Source organism: Kineosporia corallincola, assembly GCF_018499875.1.
In the GTDB taxonomy this organism is placed as follows: domain Bacteria; phylum Actinomycetota; class Actinomycetes; order Actinomycetales; family Kineosporiaceae; genus Kineosporia; species Kineosporia corallincola.
In genome coordinates this window covers 182214-197661 of the sequence record NZ_JAHBAY010000016.1, presented here as the reverse complement: position 1 = coordinate 197661, position 15448 = coordinate 182214, and the positions used below count along the sequence as shown (strand labels likewise).

The following is a 15448-nucleotide window of genomic DNA, read 5'->3' as shown; positions in this document are numbered from 1 at the left end:
CTCACAGCCTCCCGGCGCTCCCCGGGGCGGCGGGCAGCCGGTCGTCCTGGGTGTCCCTGTTGTGCGGGCCGTGCGGGTCGCGCGGGTCGCGTGGGTGCGGCACGGCGGCCGGTTTCTCCCGGGGCACCGGCAGTTTGTGCAGGTGCGGCACCATGCCGCGCACGCCACCGGCCACCAGTACCGCCACGTCGAGCATCATCACCGGCAGCGCCGGGCCGCCCAGCGAGGCGACGTAGCGGGTCTCCCAGGACGGGTCGAAGCGTTCCTTGAACTGGCGCAGGCCCTGGAAGTTGTAGAAGTGCTCGCCGTGGGTCCACAGCACGTGGCCCACCCGTTCCCAGAACGAGCCGGTGCCGTCGGTGCGCAACCCGGACAGCGGTGCCATGCCGATGTTGAAGGTGTCGTAGCCGTTCTCCCGGGCCCAGGTCATCGACTCGACGAACATGTGGGTCATCACCGTGCGCGGTGCCTCGGGGCAGCGGCGCATCAGGTCCACCTTCACCTCGTGCCGGGCACCGCTGGTCCACAGCGACGCGAAGGCCACCACCCGGTCGTCGATGCTGGCCACCGCCACCGGGAACCGTGCCACGTAGTCCTCGTCGAAGGCGCCCAGCGAGAACGACTTCTCCTGGGTGCGACGGTCGTCGAGCCACCGGTCCGACACCTCGCGCAGCTGGGGCAGCACCGCGGCCAGCCGCTCGCCCTCGACGATCTCGACCACCACCCCGGCCCGGGCACTGGCCCGGCACTCGCTGCGCAGCTTGGCCCGGCGCGAGCCGGTCATCGCGAAACCGGCCAGCGGGATCATCGCCTCCTCGCCGAGTTTGACCAGGGCCAGGCCGTGTTCGCGGTAGAGGCCGGCCAGGTCGTCGCGCACGCAGTAGAACACCGGCCGCCCGCAGCGGCTGTCGCACAGGTCGAGGAACCTGCGCACCAGCTCGCCGAACTGGCCCGGGTCGCCCACCGGGTCGCCCATCACCACCCAGCTGCGGCCCTGCACCCGGTACATCAGCAGGGCGTCACCCCCGGACGAGAACAGCAGCTGCTTGTCGCCGGTCCACAGCAGCGAGGCGTTGCCGTGGCTGGCGCGGGCCAGCACCGGCACGGCGCGTTCCAGGTCGGGGACCGAGGCGATGGACGCCCCGGCGTCGGGCACCTGGAGGCGGGTGCCGGCGACGATCAGGGCCAGCACGGCGGCGGCCAGGGCCAGCCGGGACAGGGCCGGCCCGTCGCCGGTCATGGCGGAGGGCCAGGGCTGCTCGCCCGGGCCCGGGTCGAGCCAGGCGGCGCGCCACCACAGCAGGGCGGCGACCCCGGCCAGCACGGCCGGCCAGATCCAGTTGCGCGGGCCGGTCAGCACCGCGGTGCTCCGGTTGAAGGCCCGCCGGGCCAGCAGCAGGAGCACCGCGAGCGCCACCGCGGCCACGGCCAGGAAGCTGCGGTGGGTGGCGGCGAAAACGGTGAGCACGAGCAGGGTCAGGGCCCAGGCGCCGCGCAGGCGGCGGTGCAGGCCGCGGGCCAGCAGCAGGATGCCGACGCCGACCAGGCTGGCGGTGAAGGCGCTGAGCGACGACGGCGGGCCGCCCAGCAGCAGCTCACCGGTGACGATCATGATGCCGCCGTGCACCACGAGCAGGACGGCCAGCAGGGACGGGGTGAGCACGCCGGCCGCCCGCACCAGGTTGCTCGTGCGGTCGGGGTGGCGGCGGGCCTCCAGCCCGGCCAGCACCACGGCGGCCAGGGCGAGCGGGATCAGGTAGTAGACGAGGCGGTAGGCGACCAGCGCGGTGACCAGGCCGGTGGAGGGCTCGTCGGAGGACAGGGCCAGCACCAGCACGGCCTCCACCACGCCCAGGCCGCCGGGCACGTTGCTGAGCAGGCCGAGGGTGGTGGCCAGCACGAACAGCACGGCGAACGGGGCGAAGGCCAGGCCGTGCCCGGCGGGCAGCAGCGCGTAGAGCACGGCGGCCATGGTCAGCCACTCGATCACCGACACGACGAGCTGGGTGGCGGCCATCCAGCGGGTGGGGCGGTCGATCCGCCAGTCCCGCACCGTCACCGGGTTCTTGTGCGCGCCGCACCAGAGCACGTATCCAGCGACGCCGCCCAGCAGCAGGGCCGCGAGCAGCATGGACACCACGCGGCCGAACGGCAGCCAGGACAGCACCGCGGACGGCCCCCAGGCCAGGCCGACGGCGATCAGCACCGAGCTGCCCAGGCTGAGCGTGACCAGGTTGAACCCGGTGACCCGGGTGATCGCGAAGGCGGGCAGCCCCCAGGCGGAGTACACCCGGGCCCGCAGGGCGGCGCCGACCACGGCCGAGGCGCCGAGGGTGTTGCCGAACGCGGTGGCCACGAACGAGGCCGCGGCGTAGCGGCGGATCGGCATGGCGTGCTCGACGTAGTCCAGGGCGAGGGCGTCGTAGCAGATCATGATCGAGTACGACAGCGCCGTGGCCAGCAGGGCGAGCACCAGCGGCCGGGCGCCGAGGGCGGCCAGATCGTCGTGCAGCCGGTGCCACGGGTAGCCCGAAAGGCGTTGTTGCAGCACCACCACGGCGGCCACCATCGCCCCGAACACGGCCAGCTGGGCAATCAGCCGACCGCGTGCCCGGGAGCTGCCGGCGTTCCCGCCGCCGTCCCCGTCGTGGTCCCCTCCGTGGGACTCGTCGCTCATGGTCGGAAGTGATCGGCAGGGCGGGTGCGGCACTTGAGCCACCCGTCCTGGGGGCAGGATCGGCTCAGCGCTCCTCGATGGTCTCCTCGATCCGGATGCCGACGTGCCGGCCCGGGGTGTCGAGGTGGCCGAGCAGCTGGTCGCCGACGGCGATCTCGCTGGACGGCCGGATCTCGCCCTGGGAGCCCATCATCCGCACGTGCCAGTCGTCCTGGATGAACGTGTTGACCGGCCGCCCGTCGATCTCGGCCTCGATCAGCAGCAGCGGCCGGCGCTCGATCTTGATCCGCCCCACCGTGACCGTGCGGGTGCGCCCGGCCGTGTCGACCGCCAGCACCTGCGAGCCGGCGCGCAGGTCGCTCAGGTAGACGGCCCGGTCGTCGGGCCCCCACACGTACAGGTGCAGCGCCCCGGCGTTCACCCGGAACGGCCGCAGGTTCATGTAGGGCAGGTGGTGGGTCTCGCTACAGGTGACCAGGCCGCCGGACGAGGTGGAGCCGAGGATCATGCCCTCGTCGCGCCCGAGCGCCGAGGTGGTGTCGACGCACACCCGGGTTCCCATCGGGCAGTGCGTCACCGCCGTCACGGTGGCCGGGCGCAGGTCGATGCTCTGCACGGCGGCGTCGGCGACCGTGCCGGCCAGCGTGGTGATGTCGGCGACGTCGCCGCCACGCAGCACCACGACGTCGGCGCCCGCCTCCATCGTCATCAGGCTGACCACGCCGTCGTCGGTGCTGTCGACGATCTTGGCCACCCGGGTGCGTGAGCTCTGTGCCTCGGCCAGCACCAGTTCCAGCGGGATGTTGGTGGGGTCGCGGAAGCTGATGGCCACCAGGTCGACCGTGCCCAGGCGATCGACCACGCGCATCAGCGTGTCGTGGTCGTCGACCCGCTCCAGCAGGCCGACCGCACCGTCGTAGGCGTCACCGGGCAGCGCGTCGATGTTCGCGGCCACCACGTAGGCCAGCCGGTCGCGGGTGGCCGGGTGCTCCAGCACGGCGGGCAGCTGCCCGGCCGAGTCGATCACCACGGCGACCGACGCCCGCTGCGGCAGCTGGTAGCCGCCCAGCACGTCGAGCCCGGCCAGGGTGCTGAGGAACGTGACGTATCCGGTCTGCGCCGCCCGGTCGAGGGCGGCGGTGCCGGTGCGCTCGTCGACCCACAGCCACGCCTCCTGCCCGCCGCGCCCGGCGGCCCGTTCGGCCCGGTGCACCGGCTCGCCGACGGTCGTCTCGCTGATGGCTGTCTCGCTGATCGTCATCTCGGTTCGTCCTCTCGGGGCGCATCAGGGGTGCTTCAAGGGACACGTCAGGGGATGGCGTCACAGGCACGCGTCACGGGAGGGCGTCACAGGCACGCGTCACGGGATGGCGCACAGGGACACGTCAGGAGGACACGTCAGGAGGACACGTCGCAGGGACGCGTCAGGGGTGCGCCAGCACCCGGTGCGCGCCGACGTCCAGCACGGCGTCTGCCCGGGCCCCCGGCAGGTCGTGCACCACGGCGCGCAGCCGGGCCGCCATCCACCCCGGATCAGGATGCTGGAACACGTTGCGCCCCAGGGCAATTCCCCGGGCACCCGCCGCCACGGCCGACTGTACCGAGCGGAGCACCGGGGCCGGGTCGGGCCGGCGCGGCCCGCCGGACACCACCACCGGCACCCCGACCCCGGCGACGATGCGGGCCACGGCGTCTTCTTCCGGCGGCACCGACACCTTGATCAGGTCGGACCCGAGCTCGGCCGCCACCCGTGCCACGTGCGCCACGTCGGCGACCGAGTCGGCGCGCAGCCCGGGCCCCTGCGGGTAGGTCATGGTGAGCACCGGCACGCCGAGCAGCTGCGACTCGCGCACGACCTGCCCCACACTGCGCAGCATCTCGTCGTCACCGGGGCAGCCGAGGTTCAGCTGCACCGACACCGCGTCGGCCCCCAGGCTGAGCGCCTCCTCGACGCTGGCGACCAGCACCTTGCCGGGATGACTGGGGCTGCCCTCGACCGAGGCGTTCAGGTGCACGATGACGGCGATGCCCGGGCTGGACGCCAGCTGCCGGGCGATGGCCGCGACCTGTCCCTTGTGCACCACCACGGCGTCGACGTGGTCGCGGATGAGCGCGACCGCGGCCTCCAGGTCGGTGAGCCCGGCGATCGGCCCGAGGGCCACGCCGTGGTCCATCGGGCAGATGACGGTACGGCCAGTTCCGGGATGCAGAATCCGGCGCAGCCTGAGGTCTTTCATGAAGTATTCTCCCCGTTCACCGTTCACCAAACTCCGCTGTCCACAGGAGTTTCGGCCAGATCAAGCGAATTCCGTGTGGCTGCACCGCAAATCAGCTCTGCGTGAAAACATCAACCCCCCCGAGTTGACGGCCAGCGACCGGCGAGAACCCGCTGAAATTTACCCCAGATACCCGCCCCGGGCAAACGTTTCCGGCGGCTCACCAGCCTGGCCACACCAGTGTCGCAGCCGTTCCCGCGACCCATTCATCACAACCGGATCAGGAAACCTCGGGGCAACACCCGCCGACTATCGTGCTGCCCGTCCCACCGCCCGGAGGAGAAGTCGTGAGCCCGTTCCAGGTCCCGTCCGTCGACATCGGCCCCTACGTCACCGGCGGCACGCCGCAGCAGCGGGCCGCCGTCGCCCGGCAGACCGACATTGCCTGCCGCGAGGTCGGTTTCATCCAGATCCTGGGCCACGGCGTCGACCCGGCCACGGCCCGGGGCCTGGCCGGCGCCCTGGACGACCTGTTCGGCCTGCCCCTGGAGACCAAGAGACGCTGGGTGCGGCCGCCCGCCGAGAACCGCGGCTACACCCCGCCGAGGTCGGAGAGCCTGGCGCTGAGCGCGGGGGTGCAGTCCGAGACCCGGATGAAAGACTTCTTCGAGGCCTACAACGTCGGGTCGAGCTGCTCCGACCACCCCGGCACCGACCTGATCGCCACCCACTACGCCGAGAACACCTGGCCCGACGTCCCCGGTTTCCGCGAGCGGGTGAACGCCTGGCGGGCCGAGGCCGGCCGGGTGGCCCGCACCATGACCCGCGTCTTCGAAGACGCCCTCGGCCTGCCCACCGGCTTCTTCGACGAGCTGGCCGGGCACCCGATCGAGGTGCTGCGCATGAACAACTACGCGCTGCCCGGCGGCCTGCGGGTGCAGGTCGACGACGACCTGATCGGCATGGGCGAGCACACCGACTACGGCATCGTCACCGTGCTCTGGGCCGACCAGGTCAAAGGGCTCCAGGTGCTGCACGGCGGGCAGTGGCACGACGTCTCCCCGGCCGACGGCGCCCTGCTGATCAACCTCGGCGACCTGACCACGCGGCTCACCAACGAGCAGTGGCTGTCCACCCTGCACCGGGTCAAGCCGCCGATCGTCGACGGCACGATCCGCCGCAGGCGCTCGGCCGCCTACTTCTTCGACGGCGACGCCGGGGCCGTGGTCGGGCCGCTGCCCGCCTTCGTGGACGACGCGCACCCGGCCCTGTACTCCGACGTCACGGTGGACGAGCACATCCGCGCCAAGCTGGCGGGCTCACGGGCCGGTGTGCTCAACCGGGGCGCCGCCCGCGAGGCCGGCCGGGTGCTGTCCGCGGGGTCGTGACGCAGAGCAAAATGGTGGACGGCGAAAGGCTTTTCGGACTCTTCGTCGTCCACCATTTTCGGGTACTACAGTGGCGCCATGCCCTACGTCGAGCTCCCCGGCAGCCGCACCTACCACGAGATCACCGGTGCGGGTGAACCACTTCTGTTGCTGCACGGTGGTTTCTGCTCGCTGGAGGCGACGGGCGACCTGAACCGCCTGCTGTCCGCGCGCTACCGGGTGCACGGCCCGGAACGTCCGGGCCACGGGCGCACACCCGATCAGCCGCAGCCGTACGCGTACGCCGCGATGGTCGACCACACGCTGGCCTACCTCGACGCGATCGGCGTTCCCCGGGCCCACGTGGTGGGTTTCAGCGACGGGGCGATCACCGGCCTGCTGCTGGCCCGCGACCACCCACGGCGGGTGGCGTCACTGGTGGCGATCAGCGCCAATCTCGACCCGTCCGGTTTCGTGCCCGACGAGCAGGCGGCGCTGTCGGTGAGCGCGCGGCAGCACGAGCAGCTGGGCGAGGAGTACGGCCGCCTGTCCCCCGACGGCGCCGGTCACGCCGACACGGTGGTGGGCAAGCTCCTCGACCTGTGGAAGCGCGAGCCGCAGATCACGCCGGACTCGCTGGCCTCCGTCACGGCGCCCACCCTGGTGATGGCCGGCGACCGCGACATGGTCACGCTGGAGCACACCGCCTCGATCGCGGCGGCCGTTCCCGGCGCCCAGCTCTGCGTGGTGCCCGGTGCCGGGCACCTGCTGGTGCGCGAGTGCCCCGAGCTGGTCGGCGCGGTCGTCACCCGCTTCCTGGCCTCCGTCCCGGCCCTCGCGGGCCGGTGAGAACCCGCAGGCCAGGAGCTTTTGCCAGAACTTCCGAACTTTCCGCCGTCCGGGCCGCATCTACCCTCACGTCCGGTAGAACACAGCGGAAGGATTGATCGACGATGAAGACGCGTACCCGCCTCGCCGCCACCGCCGTCGCCGTCACCGCCGTGGGGGTCGGCACCGCGCTGCCCGCCGCCGCGATCACGACGCCCTCGTGCGACGATCCGCAGGCCTCGGAGTACGTGCGCCTGCTCGGCAACGACACCAGCGGAAACTACCCGGCCGTGGCCTGTTTCGCCAACGACGGCACCTGGACCGGTGACATCGGCGACATCATCGGGGTGACCACCGGCAACAACGCCGTCACCATCACCTACGTGGACGGCGCGGGCACCCACAGCACCGACCTGCCGCAGGGCGTGGACACTCAGCTCGCGGCCGGCGCGGTCTCGGTCACCGGGGTGACCATCCACTGATCCACTGATCCGCCGAGGCGCAACGGGTTCGACGCTCCCGCACCGGTTTCCGGGGCGGGAGCGTCCGTGCGTGGCCGTCAGAGCAGCTCGGCCACGTCCTCGGTCAGCTGAGCCCGGAACCAGGCACTGTCGGGCAGGTCCGCGCCGAAGATCTCCGGGTAGGCCAGCAGGGCGTCCACGATCCCGCCCGCGTCGGTGCGGCCCCGCACACTCGCGGTGAGCCGGGCGGCCAGCGGGTCGTCGACGGGCAGCGGCATGCCCGTGCGGGCGGTGGGCGAGGCCAGGTAGGTCATCCAGGCCGCCACGCCCCGCGCCGCCCAGCGCGCCTGACGCCCGGCGCGCTCGTTGTCGCGCACCGTGGCCAGCAGCCGCAGCGGCAGCTTCTGCGAGCCGTCCATGGCGATCTGGACCGTGCGGTGGGCCAGGGCCGGATTGGTGTAGCGGTGCAGCACCTGCTCGCCGTAGGCCGCCAGGTCCGTGCCGTCGGGGGCCTGGAGCACCGGGATCACGTCCTCGGTGATCAGTCCCCGGGCCACCGCGAGAAGCCTTTCGTCGCCAACGGTCTCGGCGATCGTGGCGTACCCGGCCAGGGCGCCGAGGTAGGCCAGGGTGGAGTGGGAACCGTTGAGGATGCGCAGTTTCATCAGCTCGTAGGGCGCCACGTCCTTGGTCAGCTGGGCACCCGCCCGTTCCCAGGCCGGGCGGGCGGCCACGAACGAGTCCTCGATCACCCACTGCCGGAACGGTTCCGCCACCACCAGACCCTCGTCGGCCAGGCCGAGCAGGGCCTGCCCGTCGGCGCGGTCGGCCGCGGTGGTGGCCGGCACGATGCGGTCGACCATGCTGCACGGGAACGAGACGTTGCCCTCGATCCAGGCCGCCAGCGGCTCCCCCACCGCACCGGGCAGGGCCGCGCAGAAGTCGGCGACCAGCCCCGCCACCACCGTGCCGTTGTCGTTGAGGTTGTCGCAGCACAGCACGGTGACCGGGGCGCCGCAGCCGCGCGAGCGCAGCAGCAGCCCGCGCACCAGCCGGCCGACGGCCGAGACCGGCCGCCCGGCAGCCGGATTCGACGCCAAATCGGCGGCGACCAGCGGGTCGGTCAGGTCGAGCCGGCCGTTCCCGGCCCGGCGGTACCCCTTCTCGGTGACGGTCAGGGTGATCACGGTGACCGCCGGGTCGTCGAAGCGCGCGTCCAGCTCGTCCTGCTGCGCCTCGGGGTAGAGCACGTCGCGCACCGAGCCGGTCAGCTGGAGCCGGGTGCCCTCGGGCGAGCGCTCCAGCACGCCGTACAGACCGTCCTGCGGGCGCAGCTGCCGGGCCACGGTGTCGGAGCGCTGGGTGACGCCGCAGATGCCCCACCGGGTGTCGCCGGTGGCCGCGGCGGCCTCCTGGGTGATCACCGCCTGGTGGGCGCGGTGGAAGGCACCGATGCCCAGGTGCAGGATGCCGACCTGCTGCCCGGCCGGGTCGACGGGTGGCATCGTGACGTTCGGGCGGGAGCGGGCCAGGTCCAGGGTGGCCAGGGACAGACGGCTCATCGTCGACTCCGTTTCAGCCGGTTACGGCAGATTCAGCGGGTGTTTCAGCGGGACCGGGCCGTGGTGCCGCGCACCACCAGCTCGGTGGTCAGGTCGGGGGGCGGCACCGGCCGCCCGCCGGTGAGCAGGGCGTGCAGGTGTGCGACGGCCGCGCCGCCGGCCTGCTCGCGGGGGATGCGGACGGTGGTCAGGGCCGGGGTGAACATGGCGGCGATCGGGATGTCGTCGAACCCGACCACGCTGATCTCGGCCGGGACCGCGACGCCGTAGGCGACCAGCTGGTTGACCAGCCCGAGGGCCATCACGTCGTTGTAGACGACCACCGCGCTGACGCCGGCCAGGAGCACCTGGTCGGCCGCGCCGCGCCCGCCCTCGAACGACGGCTCGAAGTGGCCGACCGGAACGCACTCCAGGCCCGCGCCCTCGGCGTGCTCCGAGACCGCCTGGTACCGCTCGGCGTTGGAGTAGCTACCCGGTGGCCCGGCCACGTAGCCGATGCGCCGGTGCCCGAGCGCGCGCAGGTGGGTGACGGCCTGCCGGGCGCCGCCGGCGTTGTCGACGGTGATCGCGGGCAGCTTCGGCACCTGCCGGTTGACCAGCACCAGGGGGCGCAGGCGCGAGATCTGGAGCACCTCGTCGTCACTCATCAGTGAGCCGCACAGCACCAGGCCGTCGACCTGCTGGGCCAGGGCCCGGGAGAAGCGCAGCTCGGCCGAGGGGTCTTCCTCGGTGTCGGCCAGCAGCACCGGGTGACCGAGCCGGTTGGCCTGGTGCTGCGCGCCTTTCAGCACGCTGGTGAAGAACGGGTTGGCCAGGTCGGGCACCATGATCCCGATGTTGCCGGTGCGCCCGGTGGTGAGTGACTGCGCGGCCCGGTTGGGCTGGTAGCCGAGCCGTTCGGCGGCCTCGACGATGCGGCGGCGGGTGCTCTCGTCGACCTTCTCCGGCCGCCCGAACGCCCGCGACACGGTGGCCGGGGAGACCCCCGCGGCCGCGGCCACGTCCCGGATGGTGGCGGTGATGACGTCCTCCGGATCGTGATGACGGCGCGCTGCTGACCGATTCAGCATGCAACCGGTTGCACGCCCGGGTCAAGGCCGTTCGTCCTGCTCAGGTGACATGCTTCCCGATCCCGCAGGGAGAGGTCCAAGTTCCGCCCGAAATCAGGACCTTCAGTGGCCTAGCCACGACGCGGCGAGCATGCAACCGTTTGCTCGCACCGGACCTTCCGTTCGACAGCCCGAGAGGTAAGGACCCCATGGCCGCATCACTGACGCTGCACCCGGACCGCGCTCTGCCCCTGGACCGCGAACAGCGCGCCGTCGCCCGCGAGATCTACGGGCAGACCGCGCACCTCCCGCTCATCTGCATGCACGGGCACGTGGAGGCCGAGGTCCTGGCCTCGAACACCGCGTTCGCCGACCCGGCCCGGCTGCTGGTCACCCCCGACCACTACGTCACCCGGATGCTGGTCTCCCAGGGCATCGCCCCCGAGACGCTCGGGGTGCGGCGCGTCGACGGCGGGCCCACCGAGACCGACTCGCGCGCCATCTGGAAGACGTTCTGCGCCAACTGGAAACTCTACCGGGGCACCCCCTCGCGGTACTGGCTGGAGCACGAGCTGGTCGAGGTGTTCGGCGTCGACCAGGTGCCCTCCGCCGAGTCCGCCGACGCCCTCTACGACCGGATCAGCGAGCGCATCGCCGAGCCCGGCTTCCGCCCGCAGCAGCTGCTGGACACGTTCAACATCGAGCTGATCTCCACCACCGACCCGGCCGGCAGCGACCTGGCCCACCACGCCGGCCTGGCCCGGCAGGGCCTGGGCGAGCGGGTCGTCCCGACCTTCCGCCCCGACGCCGTGGTCCACCTCGACCGGCCCTCCTGGCGGGACGACGTGGCAGCGCTGGCCAAGGTGTCCGGCACCGGCACCGGTGACTACGCCGGGTTCCTCGACGCCCTGCGCGAGCGCCGGGCCGCGTTCGCCGCCGCCGGGGGCCTGGCCACCGACCACGGGCACCTGCTGGCCGACACCACCCCGCTGGAGCCCGCCGAGGCCGCCGCGATCTACGACCAGGCCCTGGCCGGCACCGTGACCGCGGACCAGGCGGCCCGTTTCGCCGCCCACATGCTGTACGTGTTCGCCGGCATGTCGTGCGACGACGGCCTGGTGATGCAGATCCACCCGGGCGTGCTGCGCGATCACCACGCCGGGATCGCCGCGAAACACGGCCCGGACGTCGGTTTCGACATCCCGTTCGCCGCCGAGTTCACCACCGCGCTGCGGCCGATGCTCCAGACCTACGGTCACGACCCGCGTTTCCGGGCCATCCTGTTCACGCTGGACGAGACCGTCTACAGCCGGGAGCTGGCCCCGCTGGCCGGCGCCTACCCGTCGCTGCGGCTGGGCGCCCCGTGGTGGTTCCTCGACACCCCCGGCGGCATGCAGCGTTTCCGGGAGACCGCCGTCGACACGGCCGGTTTCTACAACACCTCCGGATTCGTCGACGACACCCGGGCCTTCGCCTCGATCCCGGCCCGGCACGACCTGTCCCGCCGCGTCGACGCCGGATTCCTGGCCCGGCTCGTGCTGGAGCACCGGCTGAACCTGGACGAGGCCACCGAGACCGCCGTCGACCTGGCCTACAACCTGCCGAAAATCGCCTACCAACGCCGTATCTGACCGTCGGGCGCCCCCGGCCGGGGGCGCCCGGCCCCACCCGTGCAAGGGAGCACGTCATGGTCAACAGTGTCGAACCCGCCCTCAACTCCGGCGCCGTGCCGGAGATCACCGCCAGACTCAGCCTGAAGGAGAAGATCTCCTACGGGCTGGGCGATCTGGGCAACGGCTTCATGTTCGATCTCGGGCAGGCCTACCTGCTCAAGTTCTACACCGACGTGGCCGGGCTGCCGGCCACCGTGGCCGGCGAGATCTTCATCATCACCAAGATCTTCGACGCCTTCATGGACCCGGTGGCCGGGTCGTTCGTCGACGGGCGCAGCCGGATCGGCCGGCACGGCCGATTCAAGCCGGTGATGTTCTACTCCAGCATCGCGCTGGCCGTGCTCACGGTGTTCATCTTCACCACCCCGGGCGCCTCGCAGAACGTCAACCTGGCCTACGCCTACATCACCTACATGGCCTGGGGCGTGCTCTACTCGTTCACCAACGTGCCCTACGGGTCGCTGAGCTCGGTGATGACCCAGAACGCCGGGCAGCGCTCGCAACTGGCGTCGTTCCGGCAGGCCGGGTCGGTCACCGCGCTGCTGGTGACCGGGGTGGCGTTCATGCCGATCGTGCTGGCCTTCGGCACCCAGCGGATCGGTTTCCCGGTGGCGGCCGCGATCATGGCGCTGATCGGTGTGCTGGCGTTCTTCGGCACCTTCCGCGGCACCCAGGAGACCGTGCGGGTGGCGCGCACCGAGAAGCTGACCCTGCGCGGGTTCGCCACCACGGTGCGCACCAACCGGCCGCTCCAGGTGCTGGTGCTGATGACGCTGTTCTCGATCTCGGCCTACAACATCAAGACGATGATGATCGCCTACTACACGGAGTACGTGCTGGGCGACATCTCGCTGCTGCCCTACATCAACTTCATCAGCATCGGCTGCTCGGTCATCGGCATCCTGTCGATCCCGTACCTGTGCCGGCGCTTCGGCAAGAAGAACACCGCGCTCATCGGTTTCGCGATCGCGGCGGTCGCCGACGGCCTGAACTTCCTCACCCACACCAACCTGGTCACGTTCACCCTGCTGCTGAGCGTCTCGTTCATCGGGGTGGCCCTGCCCAACGGCGTGGTCTGGGCCCTGGTGTCGGACGCCATCGACTTCGGGCACTGGCGCACCGGGGTGCGGCGCGAGGGCATCGTGTACTCGATGTTCAACTTCTCCCGCAAGCTCGCCCAGTCCATCGCCGGTGGCCTGGCCGGTTTCGGTCTCGGCTACGTCGGCTACGTCGCCAACGAGACCCAGACCGCGGCGACCCAGACCGGCATGAAGGAGCTCCAGATGCTGTTCCCCTGTGTGGCCTTCATGGTGGCCGCGGCGGTGTTGTTCTTCCTGTACCCCCTCACCGACGAACGGGTCACCAGCATGGTCACCGAAATCCACCAGCGAGAAGACCATCAGCGAGAAGACGGAGCCGGGACGACATCATGACGATCACCACCCTGCCCCTCACCGAGTGCGCGCTGCTGCTGCGGCCGGACGACGACGTCGCCGTGCTCACCCGGGAACTGACCGCCGGCACCCGCGTGCGCACCACGGGCGGTGAGGTCACCGTGACCACCGACGTGCCGCGCGGGCACAAGCTGGCCCTGCGCGACCTGGCCCCGGGCAGCCAGGTGCACAAGTACGGCCAGTCGATCGGCGTGGCCACCACCGGCATCACCGCCGGCGACCACGTGCACTCCCACAACCTGGGCATGGACCCGTCGGTGGGCGCCGACGGGCAGGCCTACGAGTTCGGCACCGTGCACACCGAGCTGCCGGACACCGCGCGGGAACGCACTTTTCAGGGCTACCACCGGGCCGACGGCCGGGTCGGCACCCGCAACTACGTGGCCGTCCTGACCTCGGTGAACTGCTCGGCCTCGGCCGCCCGGATGATCGCCGACCAGTTCCGCGGGCCCGCCCTGGACGCCTTCCCGGGCGTCGACGGGGTGATCGCCCTGACCCACCAGAGCGGCTGCGGCCTGGTCACCGGCAGCGTCGGCGCCCAGACGCTGGTGCGCACCCTGCGCGGGTACGCCCGGCACGCCAACGTCGGCGGTCTGCTGGTGCTCGGCCTGGGCTGCGAGATGGTGCCGATCCAGTCGCTGGTCGACGACCTGGACCTGCCCTCCGACACCCTGGTCGAGCTGCTCACCATCCAGGACAGCGGCGGGGTGCGGGCCACCGTGGCGGCCGGCGCGGAGCGGATCCGCCGGATGCTGCCCGAGCTGGACCGGCGCCGCCGTGAGCCGGCCCCGGTCAGCGAGCTGGTGCTGGGCCTGAACTGCGGCGGCTCGGACGGTTATTCGGGCATCACCGCCAACCCGGCGCTGGGCATCGCCTCCGACCTGCTGGTGGCCGCGGGCGGCACCTCGGTGCTGGCCGAGACGCCCGAGGTGTTCGGGGCCGAGCACCTGCTCACCCGCCGGGCCACGAGCCCGGAGGTGGGCCGCCGGCTGCTGGAGCGCATCGAGTGGTGGAAGGAGTACGCCGCGGCCGGTGGGGGCAGCCTGGACAACAACCCCTCGCCGGGCAACAAGGCCGGCGGCCTGACCACCATCCTGGAGAAGTCGCTGGGCGCCGTGGCCAAGGCCGGGCGGGCCGACCTGAGCGCGGTGTACGAGTACGCCGAGCCGGTCTCCGGGCCGGGCCTGGCCTTCATGGACACCCCCGGCTACGACCCGGTGTCGGTGACCGGGATCGTGGCCGGCGGCGCCACCGTGGTCTGCTTCACCACCGGTCGCGGGTCGGTGTTCGGCTGCCGGCCCACGCCGTCGCTCAAGCTGGCGACGAACACCGAGATGTACCGGCGGATGACCGACGACATGGACATCAACTGCGGTCGCGTGGTCGACGGCACCGCCGGCCTGGAGGAGGTGGGCGCGGAGATCTTCGAGCGGATACTGGCCGTCGCCTCCGGCGAGCCGACGGTGAGCGAGGGCCTCGAGATCGGCCAGGAGGAATTCGTTCCGTGGCAGCTGGGCACCGTGACCTGATCTGCGCACCTGACCGAATCCGGTCAGGAAATGCCGAAAAAGGTGGTTTCGGGATCGTCACCGTGCTCCCGGACCACCCGTCTGTCCCCCGGGGGCTCAGCCATACCGGCAGAAGTGGGAGTTGCCATGTCACAAATCGGGCAACCCCCTTGGCGCGGGCTTCAGAAGGCGCATACTGAATTGTGAACCTTCGCCCTCCGCCAGCACGCCGCGTCCTGGCCGGTAGTCCTTTTGCCCCGCCCGCGCGGGTGCCGACCGCCTCCGAACACCTGGAGGACGGCGATCGCATCACCCATGACCGTCACGGTCTCGGCAAGGTGGTGCGCATCATCGACGATCACGAGGTGGTCGTCGATTTCAAGCACGATCCGGACGGCACCACCCGGATCGTGTCCCATCTGAAGCTCACCAAGCTGTAGATCCACTGTGAGGGCGGGCCGTTTCGGCGGCCCGCCCTTCACTGTGCCGTGTGCGAACGACTTCATTCTGCGACGAGTGCAAACATTTAATCTCGGGATTTCACTTTCATAACCGCCGAGGTTTGACCGCCGACAATGCCCAACTTTAGTGTCGGCGGCGACCCGGAATCCGGATGGATCATCTGGCAATCCTCCAGCCCATCCTGAACCCGG

At 71.4% G+C, this 15448-nt stretch carries 12 protein-coding genes; 7 read left to right on the top strand and 5 right to left on the bottom strand.

The genetic code is table 11. The annotated features are described in order from the left end of the window. Position 1: 1 nt before the first annotated feature. The 3 genes from mprF to KIH74_RS30690 all read right to left on the bottom strand — a co-directional run bounded on the left by mprF (position 2) and on the right by KIH74_RS30690 (position 4914). Positions 2–2677 (bottom strand): bifunctional lysylphosphatidylglycerol flippase/synthetase MprF, encoded by a 2676-nt coding sequence (mprF, locus tag KIH74_RS30700; protein WP_214159893.1) that lies wholly within the window; start codon positions 2675–2677, stop codon positions 2–4. Positions 2678–2741: 64 nt separating this feature from the next. Then, positions 2742–3938, bottom strand: coding sequence for a 3-dehydroquinate synthase II domain-containing protein (locus KIH74_RS30695; RefSeq protein WP_214159892.1), 1197 nt, complete (start codon positions 3936–3938; stop codon positions 2742–2744). 163 nt (positions 3939–4101) lie between these two features. Continuing rightward, complete coding sequence (locus KIH74_RS30690) at positions 4102–4914, bottom strand: class I fructose-bisphosphate aldolase (protein WP_214159891.1); 813 nt, start codon at positions 4912–4914, stop codon at positions 4102–4104. 326 nt (positions 4915–5240) lie between these two features. Between KIH74_RS30690 and KIH74_RS30685 the strand changes: the two genes are divergently transcribed. The 3 genes from KIH74_RS30685 (at position 5241) to KIH74_RS30675 (ending at position 7570) form a co-directional block, all read left to right on the top strand. Next, positions 5241–6281: an isopenicillin N synthase family dioxygenase gene (locus KIH74_RS30685; RefSeq protein WP_214159890.1), complete on the top strand. Its 1041-nt coding sequence runs from the start codon at positions 5241–5243 to the stop codon at positions 6279–6281. A gap of 78 nt (positions 6282–6359) precedes the next feature. Continuing rightward, the gene (locus KIH74_RS30680; RefSeq protein ID WP_214159889.1) at positions 6360–7109 is read left to right on the top strand and encodes an alpha/beta fold hydrolase; all 750 of its coding nucleotides are present in this window, start codon (positions 6360–6362) and stop codon (positions 7107–7109) included. A gap of 104 nt (positions 7110–7213) precedes the next feature. After that, the gene (locus KIH74_RS30675; protein ID WP_214159888.1) at positions 7214–7570 is read left to right on the top strand and encodes a hypothetical protein; all 357 of its coding nucleotides are present in this window, start codon (positions 7214–7216) and stop codon (positions 7568–7570) included. Positions 7571–7647: 77 nt separating this feature from the next. Here the strand turns inward: KIH74_RS30675 and KIH74_RS30670 are convergent, their stop codons facing one another. Further along, positions 7648–9111, bottom strand: coding sequence for a mannitol dehydrogenase family protein (locus KIH74_RS30670; protein WP_214159887.1), 1464 nt, complete (start codon positions 9109–9111; stop codon positions 7648–7650). 44 nt (positions 9112–9155) lie between these two features. After that, positions 9156–10181 carry a LacI family DNA-binding transcriptional regulator gene (locus tag KIH74_RS30665; RefSeq protein WP_214159886.1) on the bottom strand — a complete coding sequence of 342 codons (1026 nt, stop codon included), beginning with the start codon at positions 10179–10181 and terminating at the stop codon, positions 9156–9158. A 188-nt stretch (positions 10182–10369) separates the two neighbouring features. Between KIH74_RS30665 and uxaC the strand changes: the two genes are divergently transcribed. The 4 genes from uxaC to KIH74_RS30645 all read left to right on the top strand — a co-directional run bounded on the left by uxaC (position 10370) and on the right by KIH74_RS30645 (position 15235). Then, the gene (uxaC, locus tag KIH74_RS30660; RefSeq protein ID WP_214159885.1) at positions 10370–11791 is read left to right on the top strand and encodes a glucuronate isomerase; all 1422 of its coding nucleotides are present in this window, start codon (positions 10370–10372) and stop codon (positions 11789–11791) included. 56 nt (positions 11792–11847) lie between these two features. Then, positions 11848–13266 (top strand): glycoside-pentoside-hexuronide (GPH):cation symporter, encoded by a 1419-nt coding sequence (locus KIH74_RS30655; RefSeq protein WP_214159884.1) that lies wholly within the window; start codon positions 11848–11850, stop codon positions 13264–13266. Beyond that, the gene (locus KIH74_RS30650; protein ID WP_214159883.1) at positions 13263–14816 is read left to right on the top strand and encodes a UxaA family hydrolase; all 1554 of its coding nucleotides are present in this window, start codon (positions 13263–13265) and stop codon (positions 14814–14816) included. The genes KIH74_RS30655 and KIH74_RS30650 overlap by 4 nt, the downstream gene beginning before the upstream one ends. A gap of 248 nt (positions 14817–15064) precedes the next feature. Beyond that, positions 15065–15235: a hypothetical protein gene (locus KIH74_RS30645; protein WP_214159882.1), complete on the top strand. Its 171-nt coding sequence runs from the start codon at positions 15065–15067 to the stop codon at positions 15233–15235. Positions 15236–15448: the final 213 nt, after the last annotated feature.

Excerpts from the sequence above, each read along its gene's own strand:
- mprF (WP_214159893.1), bottom strand. The coding sequence starts at position 2,677 with ATGAGCGACGAGTCCCACGGAGGGGACCACGACGGGGACGGCGGCGGG.
- KIH74_RS30695 (WP_214159892.1), bottom strand. The coding sequence starts at position 3,938 with ATGACGATCAGCGAGACAGCCATCAGCGAGACGACCGTCGGCGAGCCG.
- KIH74_RS30690 (WP_214159891.1), bottom strand. The coding sequence starts at position 4,914 with ATGAAAGACCTCAGGCTGCGCCGGATTCTGCATCCCGGAACTGGCCGT.
- KIH74_RS30680 (WP_214159889.1), top strand. The coding sequence starts at position 6,360 with ATGCCCTACGTCGAGCTCCCCGGCAGCCGCACCTACCACGAGATCACC.
- KIH74_RS30675 (WP_214159888.1), top strand. The coding sequence starts at position 7,214 with ATGAAGACGCGTACCCGCCTCGCCGCCACCGCCGTCGCCGTCACCGCC.
- KIH74_RS30670 (WP_214159887.1), bottom strand. The coding sequence starts at position 9,111 with ATGAGCCGTCTGTCCCTGGCCACCCTGGACCTGGCCCGCTCCCGCCCG.
- KIH74_RS30665 (WP_214159886.1), bottom strand. The coding sequence starts at position 10,181 with ATGCTGAATCGGTCAGCAGCGCGCCGTCATCACGATCCGGAGGACGTC.
- uxaC (WP_214159885.1), top strand. The coding sequence starts at position 10,370 with ATGGCCGCATCACTGACGCTGCACCCGGACCGCGCTCTGCCCCTGGAC.
- KIH74_RS30655 (WP_214159884.1), top strand. The coding sequence starts at position 11,848 with ATGGTCAACAGTGTCGAACCCGCCCTCAACTCCGGCGCCGTGCCGGAG.
- KIH74_RS30650 (WP_214159883.1), top strand. The coding sequence starts at position 13,263 with ATGACGATCACCACCCTGCCCCTCACCGAGTGCGCGCTGCTGCTGCGG.